The organism is Lentzea xerophila, from assembly GCF_051094245.1.
GTDB lineage: Bacteria > Actinomycetota > Actinomycetes > Mycobacteriales > Pseudonocardiaceae > Lentzea > Lentzea xerophila.
The window spans coordinates 4,107,127-4,122,002 of the sequence record NZ_CP194934.1 but is presented as its reverse complement, the minus strand read 5'-3'; the positions used below and the strand labels follow the sequence as shown (position 1 = coordinate 4,122,002).

The 14,876-nt window shown below is 70.1% G+C and carries 16 protein-coding genes; 9 read left to right on the top strand and 7 right to left on the bottom strand.

All coding sequences use genetic code 11. From position 1 onward, the window contains the following. The first annotated feature begins 184 nt into the window (after window positions 1-184). Window positions 185-1,684: a S8 family peptidase gene (locus ACRSBM_RS19630; RefSeq protein ID WP_434445068.1), complete on the top strand. Its 1,500-nt coding sequence runs from the start codon at window positions 185-187 to the stop codon at window positions 1,682-1,684. A 49-nt stretch (window positions 1,685-1,733) separates the two neighbouring features. Here ACRSBM_RS19630 and ACRSBM_RS19625 read toward each other — a convergent pair whose 3' ends face one another. From ACRSBM_RS19625 to ACRSBM_RS19615, 3 genes are read right to left on the bottom strand one after another with little or no spacing between them, the layout of a single operon-like run. Beyond that, complete coding sequence (locus ACRSBM_RS19625) at window positions 1,734-2,717, bottom strand: LysR substrate-binding domain-containing protein (RefSeq protein ID WP_434445067.1); 984 nt, start codon at window positions 2,715-2,717, stop codon at window positions 1,734-1,736. 36 nt (window positions 2,718-2,753) lie between these two features. Then, window positions 2,754-3,245, bottom strand: a complete 492-nt coding sequence (locus ACRSBM_RS19620; RefSeq protein WP_434445066.1) for a COG4315 family predicted lipoprotein — start codon at window positions 3,243-3,245, stop codon at window positions 2,754-2,756. A 34-nt stretch (window positions 3,246-3,279) separates the two neighbouring features. Then, window positions 3,280-4,326 carry a Kelch repeat-containing protein gene (locus tag ACRSBM_RS19615; protein WP_434445065.1) on the bottom strand — a complete coding sequence of 349 codons (1,047 nt, stop codon included), beginning with the start codon at window positions 4,324-4,326 and terminating at the stop codon, window positions 3,280-3,282. Between the two features lie 95 nt (window positions 4,327-4,421). Here ACRSBM_RS19615 and ACRSBM_RS19610 point away from each other — a divergent pair, with 95 nt between their 5' ends. Then, window positions 4,422-5,072, top strand: coding sequence for a TetR/AcrR family transcriptional regulator (locus ACRSBM_RS19610; RefSeq protein WP_434445064.1), 651 nt, complete (start codon window positions 4,422-4,424; stop codon window positions 5,070-5,072). 47 nt (window positions 5,073-5,119) lie between these two features. Here ACRSBM_RS19610 and ACRSBM_RS19605 read toward each other — a convergent pair whose 3' ends face one another. Beyond that, a complete protein-coding gene (locus ACRSBM_RS19605; protein ID WP_434445063.1) occupies window positions 5,120-5,737 on the bottom strand; it encodes a TetR/AcrR family transcriptional regulator in 618 nt (205 codons plus the stop codon). An 88-nt stretch (window positions 5,738-5,825) separates the two neighbouring features. Beyond that, window positions 5,826-6,413, bottom strand: coding sequence for a D-alanyl-D-alanine carboxypeptidase family protein (locus ACRSBM_RS19600; RefSeq protein WP_434445062.1), 588 nt, complete (start codon window positions 6,411-6,413; stop codon window positions 5,826-5,828). Window positions 6,414-6,691: 278 nt separating this feature from the next. On the opposite strand from ACRSBM_RS19600, the gene ACRSBM_RS19595 reads away from it, so the two are divergent. From ACRSBM_RS19595 to ACRSBM_RS19585, 3 genes are all read left to right on the top strand, one after another. After that, window positions 6,692-7,057 carry an SSI family serine proteinase inhibitor gene (locus ACRSBM_RS19595; protein ID WP_434445061.1) on the top strand — a complete coding sequence of 122 codons (366 nt, stop codon included), beginning with the start codon at window positions 6,692-6,694 and terminating at the stop codon, window positions 7,055-7,057. 133 nt (window positions 7,058-7,190) lie between these two features. Beyond that, window positions 7,191-8,288, top strand: coding sequence for a calcium:proton antiporter (locus ACRSBM_RS19590; RefSeq protein WP_434445060.1), 1,098 nt, complete (start codon window positions 7,191-7,193; stop codon window positions 8,286-8,288). A gap of 114 nt (window positions 8,289-8,402) precedes the next feature. Beyond that, window positions 8,403-9,533, top strand: coding sequence for a lipase family protein (locus tag ACRSBM_RS19585; protein ID WP_434445059.1), 1,131 nt, complete (start codon window positions 8,403-8,405; stop codon window positions 9,531-9,533). Here the strand turns inward: ACRSBM_RS19585 and ACRSBM_RS19580 are convergent. Further along, a complete protein-coding gene (locus ACRSBM_RS19580; RefSeq protein ID WP_434445058.1) occupies window positions 9,530-9,979 on the bottom strand; it encodes a DUF3291 domain-containing protein in 450 nt (149 codons plus the stop codon). The two genes, ACRSBM_RS19585 and ACRSBM_RS19580, sit on opposite strands and share 4 nt — an antisense overlap. Window positions 9,980-10,004: 25 nt before the next feature. Here ACRSBM_RS19580 and ACRSBM_RS19575 point away from each other — a divergent pair, with 25 nt between their 5' ends. The 4 genes from ACRSBM_RS19575 (at window position 10,005) to ACRSBM_RS19560 (ending at window position 14,029) form a co-directional block, all read left to right on the top strand. Beyond that, window positions 10,005-10,937, top strand: a complete 933-nt coding sequence (locus tag ACRSBM_RS19575) for a D-2-hydroxyacid dehydrogenase family protein (protein ID WP_434445057.1) — start codon at window positions 10,005-10,007, stop codon at window positions 10,935-10,937. Between the two features lie 50 nt (window positions 10,938-10,987). After that, window positions 10,988-11,443, top strand: a complete 456-nt coding sequence (locus tag ACRSBM_RS19570; RefSeq protein ID WP_434445056.1) for an SRPBCC family protein — start codon at window positions 10,988-10,990, stop codon at window positions 11,441-11,443. A gap of 368 nt (window positions 11,444-11,811) precedes the next feature. After that, on the top strand, window positions 11,812-12,666 hold the full coding sequence (locus ACRSBM_RS19565; RefSeq protein ID WP_434445055.1) for a hypothetical protein: 855 nt from the start codon (window positions 11,812-11,814) through the stop codon (window positions 12,664-12,666). Between the two features lie 145 nt (window positions 12,667-12,811). Next, window positions 12,812-14,029 (top strand): MFS transporter, encoded by a 1,218-nt coding sequence (locus ACRSBM_RS19560; protein ID WP_434445054.1) that lies wholly within the window; start codon window positions 12,812-12,814, stop codon window positions 14,027-14,029. Here ACRSBM_RS19560 and ACRSBM_RS19555 read toward each other — a convergent pair. Beyond that, window positions 14,019-14,876, bottom strand: a complete 858-nt coding sequence (locus ACRSBM_RS19555; protein WP_434445053.1) for an XRE family transcriptional regulator — start codon at window positions 14,874-14,876, stop codon at window positions 14,019-14,021. The two genes, ACRSBM_RS19560 and ACRSBM_RS19555, sit on opposite strands and share 11 nt — an antisense overlap.

The window sequence follows — 14,876 nt, the reverse complement described above, 5'->3', positions numbered from 1 at the left end:
ACGGAGGGGCCTGACTAGGCCGAACGGGTCACCGGCAGCGGGTGGCTCGCGTTGTCATCAGCTCGGCTGGATGGTCCTGCTGGGATGCCCCGAATGATCGATCCCGACCTAACGTCTCCCCCGTCAAGATCCCCCTGCAAACGGAGATGACATGAGGGTCAGAAATTCTCGGAGATCCCGGGAAGTGGCGGTCGGTTTCGCCGCCGCGATGCTCGCGGCCGGAACGGTCACGGCGGGCAGCGCGCAGGCGGCGGAGGGCACCATCCTGTCGGCGAACGGGGCCCTGCAAGTCCCCGGCCGGTACATCGTGGTGCTGTCCGACGCGAAGTCGCCGCGATCGGAGTCCGCGGCGACCGCCCGGTCTCTCGCCGGCAAGTACGGCGGTGCGGTGCGCAGCACCTGGAGCGACGCGCTCAACGGCTTCTCCGTGGAGCTGAGCGAGGACAAGGCGCGCAAGCTGGCCGCCGACCCGCGGGTGGACTACGTGGCGCCGGTGGTGCGGGTGCGGCTCGCTGACACCCAGCACGGTGCCACCTGGGGCCTGGACCGGGCCGACCAGCGTGACCTGCCGCTCAACGGCGCCTACACCTACGACACCGGCGCCTCGAACGTCACCAGCTACATCCTCGACACCGGTATCAGCACGCGCCATCAGGACTTCGGCGGCCGCGCCACCGTGGGCTACGACGCGATCGGTGACGGCTACAACGGTCAGGACTGCCAGGGGCACGGGACGCACGTCGCGGGCACGGTCGGCGGGAGCACCTACGGCATCGCGAAGGCCACGCGGCTGGTCGCGGTGCGGGTGCTGGACTGCCAGGGCAGTGGCACCAACGAGGGCATCATCGCCGGCGTGAACTGGGTCACCCGGAACGCGGCCAAGCCCGCCGTGGTGAACATGAGCCTGGGCGGAGGGGCGAACACCCCGCTGGACAACGCGATCGTCAACTCCATCAACGCGGGCATCACCTATGTGCTCGCGGCCGGCAACGAGAACCAGAACGCGTGCAACGTGTCTCCCGCCAGGGTCGGCGCGGCCATCACCGTGGGTGCCACCGGCCGCAACGACGCGCGCGCCTCGTTCTCCAACTGGGGCAGCTGCCTGGACCTGTTCGCGCCCGGCGTGGACATCACCTCGGCGTCGCACTCCAGCACCACCGGCACCGCGACCATGTCCGGCACGTCGATGGCGTCCCCGCACACCGCCGGTGTCGCCGCGCTGTATCTCGCGGCCAACCCAGGCGCCACCCCGGCGCAGGTGCGCGACGCCCTCGTGACCAACGCGACGCCGAACAAGGTGACCAGTGCGGGCACCGGCTCGCCGAACCGCCTGCTGTACTCCCGCTTCGGTGGCGGCGGGAACCCGCCCGGTGGCGGCACCTGCTCCGAGTTCACCGGCACCGGCAGCCTCTCCGGCGGACAGTCCGCCTACCAGCCGGACGGGCAGTACTACCAGAGCACGGCGTCCGGCACCCACCGCGGCTGCCTGACCGGCCCGTCAGGCAGCGACTTCGACCTGTACCTGCAGAAGTGGAACGGCTCCGCCTGGGCGAGCGTCGCCCAGGGCACCACCGAGGCCGCGGACGAGACGGTGACCTACAGCGGCACCGCCGGGTACTACCGCTGGCAGATCCACGCCTACAGCGGTGGCGGCGGCTACACCCTGAAGTTCGACAACCCTTAGACAGATAGCTCCGGGACGGCGCCGCGCGGGCACGATGCGCGGCGTCGTCTCATATCTGGACCCCGAAGTCCGGGAACCGTTCCAGGAACGCGGCGTATCTCGGCCTGCGCGTGATGATCTCGCCGTAGGCCAGACCCGCGCACTTGAGCACCTCCTCGGCGAACGGGGCCGTCGCACCGTCCCCGTGCCAGCCGATCATCGTGCGCCAGGTCAGCGGGTTGCCCGCGATCGCCGTGGCCACGATCCCCTGCATCGGCCGGAACATCGGCTGGCACAACACCACCGTGTCGCCCGCCTCGACCATGTCGATGTTGGTGGCCACATCGGTCTCGTACAGCACGCGCGGACTGAACCCCGCCCTCGCGCAGGCGGCGGCGAAGCATTCGCCGAAGCACCCGTCTCCCGGGGTCGCACCCCACTGCGCGTCCGCCAGCTCGGCGAGATCGACCTCGACCTCGACGTCGACCCGTTGCGCGACCGGGTGCCGCTCCGACAACAGGACGAACACCGGGTCCACGGCCAGGACGCGCCACCGCATCCCGGGCCGCGTGGGTGGTGCGGCGTCGCCACACACCCCGACCAGGGTGAAGTCGAGCTGGCCGTCGTCCAGCATGCCGACGAGCTCTTCCGCCGACCAGGACACGTGCGTGCTGACCCGCAGGTCGGGATAGGCGCTGCCCAGGTGGCGGATCAGCCCGCCCAGCACCGGACCCGATGCCGCACCGATGCGTAGTCTGCTGGGTACATCACCGCGCACGGTCGCACTCTGGCTCAGCCGGGCCGCCTCGGCGCGCAGTCCCGACACCGCGGGCAGCAGCACCCTGGCCCTGTCGAGCACCAGCTCGCCCATCGCCGTGGGCCGGACGCCACGCCGGTCCCGGTCGAACAACGGGCCGCCCATGATGCGTTCGATCCGCTGCAACTGGCCCGTCAGCGCAGGCTGCGCCAGCCCCAGGGCGGCCGCGGCCTTCGTGATGCTGCCCGCCTCGGCGATCGCCGCCACGATCCGGAAGTGGCGAAGCTCCAGCTCCATCCGATCACAGTAGACGGCCCTGCGGGCGATTCCGCACTAGCGCGACGCCTTGGACCCGTCGGGCGCGATGGCGAACCAGCGGTCGTCGACCCCGTGCCCGGTGGCGTCGCCGGCCTGTTCGTCATCGACGTACCGGTAGAGCGGCTTACCGGCCAGGGTGACCTGCTCCAGGCCGTCGGGACGCTTGACGGTGCCGAGCAGCTTCCGGTCGAGAGCCGGCGCCTCGATCTGGCCGCCCGCGGCCAGCAGCGGCGGCCACACCAGCGTGCACTCGGGTTCGAGGCACGTCGGGGCGGTGCCGTCCCGAGTGGTGAAGTACAGGGTGTAGTGCTCGCGGTCGGCGACGACGGGGCCGACCGCGGGCGACTGTTCCACCTGCAGTTTCGCGATGTCCCCTGGTAGCACCTGAGTGGGCCCCGCGACGGGACCGGCAGCGGCCTCCAGTTCCTCCAGCGAGGCGGTCTCCTCCGGCGGTGAGGAGCAGGCGCCCAGGCACACGAGCAGCGCGAGAACGGCGAATCGGCTCACATGGGGGGAATACGGACAGCGATGCCCGATCGGTTCAGCGCGGGCGGTAGGCGTCGTTGACGTCCATCGGCGCGCCGCCGCCGCGGTTGCCGCCGCCGGGGACGAAGATCGTGTCGCCGATGCCGACGGCCGCGGTGCCGTGACGGGGGATCGGCATGGGGGCGAGCTTCTCCCACCTGTCGAGGCGGGTGTCGTAGGCCTCGGTCTCGGAGAAGACCGTGTTCACGCCGTTGACCACGTTGCCCTCGCCGCCGAACGTGTAGATCTTGGTGCCGATCACGGCCGACGCGAGGCCGCCGCGCGGGGTCGGCATCGGAGCGCGCTCGGTCCACCTGCCGCCGCGGTAGGCGTAGACGGTGTCGCGGACGTTGACCTGGCCGCGGTCGCGCCCGCCGAGGACGTAGAAGGTGCCGCCCACGAACGCGCCGCCGACGTGGTCACGGGCTTCCGGCAGGGACGGCAGCGTGGTCCAGCGGCGGGTGATCACGTCGTAGGAGTGCACGTCGGCCACCGTGTCCTGAAGGCCGCCGGGACCGGGCGTCAGGGTGCGCATGCCGCCCGCCAGGTAGATGCGGGTGCCGTGCACACCCATCGCCGCACTGCCGCGTTCGACTCCCTTAGGCATCGGCCGGAGGGAGGTCCAGCGGTCGGTCACCGGGTTGTAGACGTAGCTGTCCGGGAGCGCCTGCCAGGACGCGCCACCGGACAGGCCGCCGAGCACGTAGAGCCTGCCCGCGACGGCGACGACGTTGGGGTGGTTCATGGGCACGGGCAGTGGGGCGGCCCTGCGCCAGGTGTTGGCGCGAGTGTCGTAGACCTCGACGTCCGCGACGGTGACGAAACCGCCGTTGCCGTCCGGGCGGATGCCTCCGACGACGTACACGTGCCGGCCGAGCGCGGCGACGCTGTGCTCCTGGCGCGGACCGCCGGCGATCGGGGCTCGTAACTGCCAGCCGCCGGCGTAGGTGGGCGCCACGATCGGCGCGCTGGGCGTGGGCGCCACCGGGTGACCGGGGTGGGCGTGGGCCGTGGCCGGGAAGGCCAGCGCGGCGGCGACCGTCGCGACGAGGACGCGCTTCATGGTGCTCCTTCGACGTTAGCGTTGGTAAGGCAATGTCCGAATCGACGCTAACACGGTGTCTATAACAGTGACAACTAGCTGTATAGTGCCATTACATGAGTGAGCAGGTGCGAGACCGCGTACTCGCGGCGGCGGCCGAGCTGGGCGTCACCGCGTCCATCCGCGACGTGTGCGCGGCGGCGGGCGTCACGCCGCCGACCGTCTACCACCACTTCGGCGACAAGAAAGGCCTGCTCGACGCCGTGGTCGCGGTCGGGTTCGAGCGGTACCTGGCCGAGAAGCGCGACCGCCTCCCGTCCGTCGACCCGGTCGAGGACCTGCGCCGCGGCTGGGACGCGCATGTCGAGTTCGGCCTGCGCAACCCCGCGCTGTACGGCCTGATGTACGGCGGCGCACGCACGACCGAACACGCTGCTTCAGCGGAGGGTGAACGGATCCTGCGCGGCATCGTCGCGCGGATCGACGAGGCCGGGCTGCTGACGATGCCGGTGGACGACGCCGTGCAGAGCATCCACGCCGCCACGGTCGGCACCACGATCCTGCTCATCAGCCGTCCCGGCCTCGACGGGCTGTCCGAGCGGACCAGGGAGGCGGTGCTCGGCTCGATCCTGGTGAAGGAGGCGGGGAGGTCGGACCTCGCGTCGGCAGCCGGTGACCTGCTGGCGCAACTCGCCCGTACAGAGGTGCCGCTGACGGCCGGTGAACTGGGGCTCTTCCGCGAACTGCTGGTCAGGCTCGCGACCTAGCGGCCTGTGCCACATCCGGCACCGGCTCGCTCGCCGGTGCAGCGCCCTCACGGCCGGGTGATGGCCGCCAGCATGAGCTCCCGGATCTCCACGGCGATCTCGTCGACCGCGAGCGGAGGCTGGTGCGCCTGCCACTCCCGCAGCAGCCCGGTGATCGCGCCCACCAGCGCGATCGCCGTGAGCCGGTAGGACCGCCGCGGCGCCACCCCCGCGGCCGCCGCGCGCAGGGCCTCGGACTCGATGAACTCCGCCCACGTGGTCACCCACCGCACGTGCTGGCGCTCGATCTCCGCGTTCACCCCGACGGCCTCGACGTAGTTGAGACGCGGCGCGCGGGGATCGGACGTCACGCTGTGCAGGAACACGTCCAGCAGCGTCGTGATCCGGATGGCCACGTCGTCGGTCTCCAGCTCGGCGAGCGCGGAGCGGACCCGCGTGAACGCCGTGGCGTTGATCAGGTCGTGCAGGTCGCGCAGCAGGTCTTCCTTCGAGGTGAACTCCTCGTAGAAGTTGCGCGTCGAGACACCGGCCTCGGTGCACAGCTCGGAGATCTTGGTGGCGGCGAAACCCGTGCTGGTGAACAGCTGGAGGCCCGCCTGCAGCAGCTTCGCCCGGCGCCCTGCCCTGCGCTGCTCGGGTGAGATGCCGCCGTAAGCACGAACCACCGGGTGCTCCAATCTGGTAACTGCGCTTGTCAGATTACGTCGGCGCAACCTCGGGCGCACCCCAGGCGTCTAGACCTTTGACCGGGGTTCAGCTGCCGGTCGCGCTCGGGATGAGCGCGGGGCAGCCTCCGGTGGAGTAGCCGGCGTCGTACTCGAAATGCCACTGCTCGTTTTCGTAACGGCGGCACCAGCCGAAGACGCCGCCGTTCTTCTCGACCCATTTCGCCGATTCGATGGGTTGAATGTCGACGGCGAGTCCGATTACGTGCATCGAGAGGTCCGGCGGGTTCAGGACATAGCGCGACGCGAGTTCTTCGCTGCCGAACTTCCGGACGGCCTCGTCGAACTCCGCCTGCTGTTGCCGGCGGCTGCGCTTGCCGTCGTTCAGGCAGACCGTCACGCCCTGCTCAGACGCCTTGGCGCGCAGTTTCAGCCACGCCTGCAGCACCTCGGGCGGCAGGCCCTCCGGCTTCTCGTCGAAGTAGCGCGCGTCGATCGGGCAGTTCGGCCCGTCCGGCGGTCCCGGCACTTCCGCGAGAATCGCGAGCGGCTTTCCGGGATGGCGGTCGAACACGAGCGTCAATCTGCCCAGGTAACCCAGCGCGCCGCCGGTGGAAACCACGAGTGTGACGATCAGGAGCACGCCGAACACGACGCGTCTGGAGGTCTTGGACATGATTTCGATAATACGTCCTCGGGCGACGGTGTCTGTCAGCAACCCGTAACAGTCCGTCGGCAGCTGTGTCCCGGTGAACGTGGCGGTCGACACATCCGTTCGGCCCAACCACGCTTTCGGCGGAGCGGGCAAATGTGATCGGTGAACGATTGCTGGCCCCTTTCGCCGCGACGAAACGTGGTGGCAACATCTGCGGCGGCCGAGAACCGGCCCGTTTATGAGGTCTCAGGAGGACCGCTTTCATGTCCGGCCGCATTTGTGTGTTGGTTGCTCTGTTCGTGTCACTTTTCGCCTTCGCCGGCACGGCGCAGGCCGCCCCGGCCGCAGCCGCATCCCGGGGTGGCACCGCGCTGATCCTGTCGGTCCAGTACTCCGACATCGAGGACAACGCCTTCAAGGCGACGGTCCTGACCTGCGAGCGAGGTGACCAGCATCCGCGCAGGGCCCTCGCCTGCGCGGAGCTCGCCGCCGCCGGCGCCGACCTGCGGGCCATGCAGGCCGACGACAGGGCGTGCACGTTCGTCTACGCGCCCGTCGAGGTCGCGATGTTCGGTGTCTGGCGCGGCGAACCCGTGAACCAGGTGCACACCTACCCGAACTCGTGCGTCATGCTGGCGCACACCGGTGCCCTCTTCGATTTCTAGGGATCGATCACGGCACCGAAATAGAAATGTGTGGCGGGGCGCGGCAGGGGCGCTCCGCCACACATTTTGTTGCACCCGGAATGGGTGTTGCGCCGAATGGCGGACGGTCCGTCCGGTATGTCAGGGTGTGATCATGGCCGCCGCCCCACGCTTCTCGCTGCTCCACTGGACGACCATCACCCCCGTGCTAGGCGTGCTCCTGCTCGTCCTGACCTGGGGGCGCGACCTCGGAGGCGTGCTCGTCGCGCTCGTCGCCGTGGTTCTCGCCGCGACCGTGCTTGCCGCCGTGCACCACGCCGAGGTCGTCGCGCTGAGGGTGGGGGAGCCGTTCGGATCGCTGGTCCTCGCGGTCGCGGTGACGGTCATCGAGGTGGCCCTGATCGTCACGCTGATGGTGTCCGGCGGGCCCGAGGCCTCCTCGTTGGCGCGTGACACGGTGTTCGCCGCGGTGATGATCACGACGAACGGCATCGTCGGCATCGCGTTGCTGCTCGGAGCGTTGAAGCACCACACGATCCTGTTCAACGCCGAGGGCAGCGGTGGCGCGCTCGCCACGGTGATGACGCTCGCCACGCTCACGCTGGTGCTGCCGACGTTCACCACGTCCACGCCCGGCCCCGAGTTCTCCGGCCCGCAGCTCGCCTTCGCCGCGTTCGCCTCCCTCGGCCTGTACGCGATGTTCGTGTTCACCCAGACCGTCCGCCACCGCGACTTCTTCCTCCCGGTCGACGAGGACGGCGTCATCGAGGCCGACGAACACGCCGAGGCGCCGTCCGGCAAGGCCGCGCTCGTCTCGCTCGGCTTCCTGCTCGTCGCGCTGATCGTGGTGGTCGGCCTCGCGAAGATCGAGTCGCCGGCGATCGAGGCCGGCGTCCGTGCCGCCGGGTTCCCGCAGTCGTTCGTCGGCGTCGTCATCGCCCTGCTGGTCCTGCTGCCCGAGACGATCGCCGCCGCGCGCGCCGCGTTGCGCGACCGCATCCAGACCAGCCTGAACCTCGGCTACGGCTCGGCGATCGCGAGCATCGGCCTCACGATCCCGACCATCGCGCTGGCCACCATCTGGCTGGACGGGCCGCTGATGCTCGGCCTCGGCCCGACGCAGATGATCCTGCTGCTGCTCACCGTCCTGGTCAGCGTCCTCACGGTGGTGCCGGGGCGCGCGACCCGGTTGCAGGGTGGCGTGCACCTGATCCTGCTGGCGGCGTTCCTGTTCCTCGCGGTGAACCCCTAGCGTCCTGCGCCTTGTGGACTCGAACTGAATCCATGAACCCGAACGCGCTATTGCCCCTTTACGACGTTCGGCCCTACGTTGCGGTAACGCCGGTTACCACAAAGGGGTCCAACGATGCAGCTCCGTGCCGTGCTCGCCGCCGTTCTCCTGTTGTTCTCCCTGGTCACGCCCGCTACGGCGGCCGCACCGGGTGAGCTGCTCAGCAGCCGGGAGGTGGCGTGGCATCCGGAGCCGCTGCGGTTGTTGCCCGCTCCGGTGAAGGCCTACGACATCCGGTACAGCTCGACGTCCGCGACGGGCGTGAGCAACGTCGTGTCGGGCATGGTGCTCGTGTCGCCGTTGCCGTGGACCAATGGTCCCCGGCCGATCGTGGCGTACGCGATGGGCACGCAGGGCATGGGCGACCAGTGCGCGCCCTCGCGGCAGCTGCAGAACGGCACCGAGGTCGAGATCGCGTTCCTCGCCCGGGCGATGTTCAACGGCTGGGCGGTCGCCGTCACCGACTACGAAGGCCTCGGCACGCCAGGAGATCACACCTACGCGGTGGCCCGGTCGGAGGGACGTGCCCTGCTGGACGTGGCGCGTGCGGCGAGCGGCCTCCCCGGTCTGTCCGCTGACGCGCCCGTCGGCGTTTTCGGCTACTCCCAGGGTGGTCAGGCCGCGTCGGCCGCCGCCGAGCAGTGGAAGTCCTACGCGCCTTCGCTGAACGTCGTCGGTGTGGCCGCCGGTGGAGTGCCGGCCGACCTCAACGCGGTCGCGAAGTTCAACGACGGCAACGCCGGTTCCGGCCTGGTGTTCGCGGCGGCGGCCGGTTATGCCGCGGCCTACCCCGAGCTGCCGTTGTCGTCGGTGCTGAACGCGCGCGGTCAGCAGGTCATCGACAAGATCCGCGAGTCCTGCGTCGCCGAACTCGCCCTGGTGGCACCGTTCACGCGCCTCAACTCGCTGACGACGACACCGGACGTCATCCAGAACCCGTTGTGGCAGAAGCGGTTGAACGAGAACACGCTCGGCTCCGCCAAGCCGGCCGCGCCCGTGTACCTCTACCACGGCACGCTGGACGAGCTGATCCCGTTCAGCGTCGGGCAGAAGCTCCGCTCGCAGTGGTGCTCGCTGGGTGCCGACGTGCAGTGGACGCCGTTGCCGTTGCTGGGACACGTGACGGCCGTCAGCGCGTGGGGCACGAACGCGATGAACTGGCTCGGTGACCGCTTCGCCGGGAAGAACACGCGCCCGAACTGCTAGTCAGGACAAGGATAGCGGCGCCGGAAGGTGAACCCTTCCGGCGTCGGGCCGTTCTCCTTCACCAGTGCGAGCTTCGCGAGGCCTTCCTCCGTCGTGGGCTGGTGCCCGGCGGGGATCCACCACATCACGTCGAACGAGCTGCCGGACTCGAACCACTGGTCGCTGCGCTTGACCGCTTCCAGGTGCACGCCGCCGAACGTGAAGGCCCACAACGCCTCGACCGACTCCCACACGCTGAGGTTGTAGGCGTCGCGCCACGGGTCGAGCCCCAGCCGGGTCAGGTCCTCCGTCATCCGCTCGGACGTCGGCCGCCACACGAACCCCGGCGCCTGCCGCGCGAGGTCGTTGATCGCCTCGACCCTGCTCACGAACCCGCGCATCCGCCAGTGGTCGAACGCCCACCGCCCGGTCGAGATGTTGGCCTGTGCCAGGTGGAATTCCCCCATGGCCCTACTCTGACATGATCGGCCCATGAGGTGTGTGGTGCTCGACGACTACCAGGGTGTGGCGCTCGCCGCCGCGGACTGGTCAGGCCTCGACGTGACGGTACTGCGCGACCACCTGGACGATCCGGCCGCCGAACTGGCCGAGGCCGAGTGCGTCGTGGTCATGCGGGAGCGGACCCCGTTCACGGCGGAGCTGTTCGCGCGGCTGCCCCGGTTGCGGCTGCTGGTCACCAGCGGCATGCGCAACGCGTCGATCGACCTGGCCGCGGCCCGCGCGCACGGCGTCACGGTGTGCGGCACCGGCAGCGCCAAGACCCCGCCGACCGAGCTGACCTGGGCGTTGATCCTCGGCCTCGCGCGCCACCTGGTCGTCGAGAACGAGGCCTTCCACACCGGCGGCCGGTGGCAGAGCACGGTGGGCGTGGACCTGGCCGGCCGCACTCTCGGGCTGCTCGGCTTCGGCCACCTCGGCAAGGCCGTCGCCCGCGTGGGCAAGGCGTTCGGGATGGACGTGGTGGCGTGGAGCGCGAACCTCACTCCTGATCGGACCGCCGAGGAGGGCGTCCGCCTCGCGCCCGGGCTGCACGAGCTGCTGGCGCAGAGCGACTTCGCGTCCATCCACCTCGTCCTGAGCGACCGGACCCGCGGCCTGGTCGACGCGGCGGCGCTGGCCTGCCTCAAGCCCTCGGCGTTCCTGGTCAACACCTCCCGTGCCGCGATCGTGGACTCCGACGCGTTGCTGGAGGTGTTGCGGCACAAGCGGATCGCGGGTGCGGGCCTGGACGTCTTCGAGGTCGAGCCGTTGCCGGTGACCGACGAGCTGCGCACGCTGCCGAACGTCCTCGCGACCCCGCACCTCGGCTACGTCACCGAGGGGAACTACCGCACGTACTTCCGCGAGGCCGTGGAGGACATCCACGCCTTCGTCGCCGGGGAACCGATCCGCGAACTCCGGTAGCCGCCGCGGGCGCCTGGTGAAGCGAACCTACCCGTAGTAAGTTCGGCCGCATGACGCCGGACGCCTCCGCGCAGATCGACATCGCCGCCTCTTCGCAGCGGGTCTTCGACCTGGTCAGCGACCTTCGTGGCCTCAGCGAGTGCGCCGAGGAGTACTCCGGCGGCAAGTGGCTCGGCGGCTCCGGTCCGTCGGTGGGCGCGCGGTTCCGCGGTATCAACAGGCGCGGCTGGCGGATGTGGCCGACGACCTCCACGGTGACCGACTGCTCCGCGACCCGGTTCGCGTTCGAGGTGAGGTCGCTGGGGATGGCCGTGTCGCGCTGGCAGTACGACATCGACGAGACGGCCGGCGGCTGCCGCGTCACCGAGTCGACGTGGGACCGCCGGCCCGGCTGGTACGTGCCGATCACGATGCTCGCGACCGGGGTCAGGAACCGCGCCGTGACGAACCAGCGCAACATCGAGGCGACGTTGCAGCGGTTGAAGCGCGCCGCCGAGTCCGCCTGACAACCAGTATGAATAGAGCATCTCGGCCAGAGACTCCGGGTCAAAGGCCAATCTTCGCGAACCGGCGATGAAATGGTTCGGCCGGTAAATGCGCAGGACCACTTGGGCGGGCTGACTGTTTGCACGGCACGGAACCCCTTCGCTGGAACGGGATCCGGCTCACCCGAGCCGACCGGGCAACGTGAGGTCAGGACCACCGAAGCCGCCGGTATCACCCGATCGCCGTATTCCCACAGTGCAACCGGACTGACACCCCGAAAACCTTAAAGGCATTTAAAAACACCGCGGTCCAGTTTGATTTGAACCCCGTCCGTGACCTCCCCGTAGTCATCGGTACAACACCGATCCATCCCCCGAGGAGACACAGAATGGGCGCTCGACACCGCAAGCCCGCCATGATCGGCGCGGGCGCCATGCTCGCGGTCGCCGCTGTCGCCGGAGGCATGTTCGCCTTCAGCGGCACCGACTCGAACGCGGCCGAGGACTGCGGCGGACTGGACCAGGCGCTGCGGAACAACCTGAACTTCATCGCAGGTCAGCAGGCGAACCCCGACGCGCAGTCGGACGCCCGCATCGCGAACCGGCAGGCGGTCGTCAACCTCATCAACCAGCGGCGTTCGGCGGCCGGCTGTGACAGCAACGTCCAGGCGCAGCCCGGGAAGGGGCAGGCTGCCACGTCCGGTGAGGACTGTGGCGGGCTGGACAAGGCGTTGCAGAACAACCTGAACTTCATCGCGGGGCAGAAGGCCAGCCCGGACGCGCAGTCCGAGGCCCGCATCGCGAACCGGCAGGCCGTGGTCGACCTCATCCAGCAGCGGCGCGAGGCGGCGGGCTGCGAGGGTGACGGTGGCGGGGGCAACGCCGAACAGGGCAACGACAACGCGGGCGACGACAACGCGGGCAACGAGGGCGACGCGACGGCCCAGCCGGCGCCCGAGCAGCCCGAGGCCGAGGAGGGCGACGGCGGCGCGGCCGGCCAGCAGGTCTGCGACGGCTCGACCGTCACGCTGTCCGGCGAGGGTGGTGCGCCCGCCGCGTCGAGCGGCACGTTCCCGGTCGGCACCACGCTCAAGGTGACCAACCTGGACAACAACAAGTCCACCACCGTCAAGGTGGCGTCGGTGTCCGGCAGCTGCGCGCTGCTGAACAACGCGGCCTTCGAACAGGTGCGTGAGCCCGGCAAGTTCCTCATCCGCAGGGCGCTGATCGAGAAGATCGGCTGACAACTGTCCACAATGGACGGGCATGCCTCCGGGCGTGCCCGTCCATCGTGCTGTCCGGTGCGGCCTGCCGGGCAACGAGATTTCTCGGCATGTTCCCGAATCTCACCGTAGTCAGAAGCGTGCTGAGGGTGAGAGTCTTGGTCAAGTGACCGAGAACGCGACACCGGCGCCACCGTCCGTCTTCCGCAACGCCGCGTTCGCACGCCTCTGGACGGGGACAACGGCGTCGGGCCTCGCGATGTGGGCGCTGCCGTTCATCCTGGGTCTGGCGGTGCTGGAACGTTCGATCACGGCCGTCGAGCTGGGTGTCGTCCTGGCCACCAGAACGGCGGGGTTCGTCGCCGCGGTGCCCGTCGCGGGTGTGCTCGCAGACCGGCACGCGCGCAGAGTCGTCGTCTTCTGGTCGTGCGTCACGGCTGGGGTCGCGACACCGGTCATCGCCCTGGGGATGGGGAAGTCCCTGCTGGTGATGGCCGTCGCCGCGGCAGTCGTCGGAGCCGGTCAGGGCGCGTGCCGGCCGGCGTTCCAGGCGCTCGTGGCCGAGGTGGTGCCGGAGTCCGGGCGGCAGCAGGCCAACGCGGCCATCACGCTGGCCGTGCGGGTGACGTCACTGGTCGCGCCGAGTCTCACGGTGCTCGCGGCGCTGCTCGTGGATTCCCGCGCGCTGCTGGCGATCACCGGCGTGGTGTGGCTGTGCGCGGCGCTCGTGCCGCCCGCGGGCACGGGCACGCCGGAGCGGACCGGCGACACCCGCGCGGGGTTCGCCGCGGACTTCCTCGACGGCATCAGGGAGGCGCGCCGTCACCCGTGGTTCCTCGCCGGGCTCGGCGCGCTGACCGCGATGATCGCCTTCGGTTACTCCGCGACGGCCGTCGTGCTGCCGCTGGTGAGCCGGGATCGCTACGACACGGAGGCGGTGCTGGCGGCCGCCACGACCGCGTACACCCTCGGCGCGCTCGCGGGCGCGGTGCTGATCTCCCGCTGGCGGCCGCGAAGGGCGGGCTGGGCGGCGCTGGCCGGACTCGGTCTCTACGGCGTCATCCCGCTGAGCCTGCTGATGCCGGTGCACCCGTTCGTGCTGATCGGCGCGTACGCCGTCGCGGGGATCGGCATCGAGCTGTTCAACGTTCCCTGGTTCACCGCGATCCAGCGCGAGGTCGAACCGGCCAAGCTCGCCCGCGTGTCGTCCCTGGACTTCCTGCTGTCCTACGGCCTCGCGCCGGTCGGCCTGGCGTTCATCGCGCCCGCGATCGGTCAGTTCGGGGTGGGCGCCGTGCTCGGCGTCTGCGCGGCGATCTGCTTCGCCGCACCCGCGGCGGCCGCGCTGGTCCCGTCCTCGCGGGGGTTCCGCGCTAGGCCGTGACCTCCCAGGACCACTGGAACCCGCGGACACCCGGCGGCACGTCCAGGGCCACGTCCAGCAGGGTGTGCCTGGGAGCGACGGACGACCCGTCGGCGAGCTGCGTGACGGAGGCCGGCGGAGCGCCCTCGAACGTCACCTCCAGCACGTACTCCCTGGCGGGCAGGCGGAACGTCCGCTCGTAGTTCGTCGCGGGCGGACACGGCGCCTGGTTCACGAGCTCGTGCTCGATCACGATGCTCTCGCCCTTGCGCAGCACGCGGTCGAACAGCAGCTCCGCGACCAGCAACCCCTGCGCCGGGTCCTGGACCACCCGGCCGACCTGGCAGTCCTTCAGCGCGCGGACCACCGGCAGCGGGCGGTCGCGGTCGTCTACGTGCATGATCACGACCCACCGGTCGGGCCCGTTCATGGACGCCGAGAGCACCTGCCGTGAGCGGAACGCCCGCTCGGTGCGGTCGGCCCCGATCGTCACGAAGTCCTGCTGGCTGACCCGGATCAGCTGGTCGTCCCACTGGGTGTCGAGGTCGTGCAACGCGTGCTCGACGGGCAACGGCGAAGGCCAGAAGGCCGACATCGGCGCCGGCGCCCTGCGCAGCCAGCGGCCACGCGAGCGGGGCGAGCCGAGCAGGTCGGAGAGGTGGCCCGGCGGCACCTGCAGGATGTGCTCCAGGTGGACGACGGCCTGCAGCGACTTCTGCCGCTCCGGGCGGCTGCGGCCCGTCTGCCAGTAGCTCAGCGTCGCCATCGACACGGACACGCCGTTCTGGGAGAGGTGCTCGCGCAGGCGCTCCAGACCGAGACCACGGTTCGTGATCGCCGTCCGGAGCGCCTCCGCGAACTCGTCCAC

Coding starts and splice junctions, on each gene's coding strand:
- ACRSBM_RS19625 (WP_434445067.1), bottom strand. CDS start 2,717: ATGGAGCTGGAGCTTCGCCACTTCCGGATCGTGGCGGCGATCGCCGAG.
- ACRSBM_RS19615 (WP_434445065.1), bottom strand. CDS start 4,326: ATGAAGCGCGTCCTCGTCGCGACGGTCGCCGCCGCGCTGGCCTTCCCG.
- ACRSBM_RS19610 (WP_434445064.1), top strand. CDS start 4,422: ATGAGTGAGCAGGTGCGAGACCGCGTACTCGCGGCGGCGGCCGAGCTG.
- ACRSBM_RS19600 (WP_434445062.1), bottom strand. CDS start 6,413: ATGTCCAAGACCTCCAGACGCGTCGTGTTCGGCGTGCTCCTGATCGTC.
- ACRSBM_RS19590 (WP_434445060.1), top strand. CDS start 7,191: ATGGCCGCCGCCCCACGCTTCTCGCTGCTCCACTGGACGACCATCACC.
- ACRSBM_RS19585 (WP_434445059.1), top strand. CDS start 8,403: ATGCAGCTCCGTGCCGTGCTCGCCGCCGTTCTCCTGTTGTTCTCCCTG.
- ACRSBM_RS19580 (WP_434445058.1), bottom strand. CDS start 9,979: ATGGGGGAATTCCACCTGGCACAGGCCAACATCTCGACCGGGCGGTGG.
- ACRSBM_RS19575 (WP_434445057.1), top strand. CDS start 10,005: ATGAGGTGTGTGGTGCTCGACGACTACCAGGGTGTGGCGCTCGCCGCC.
- ACRSBM_RS19570 (WP_434445056.1), top strand. CDS start 10,988: ATGACGCCGGACGCCTCCGCGCAGATCGACATCGCCGCCTCTTCGCAG.
- ACRSBM_RS19565 (WP_434445055.1), top strand. CDS start 11,812: ATGGGCGCTCGACACCGCAAGCCCGCCATGATCGGCGCGGGCGCCATG.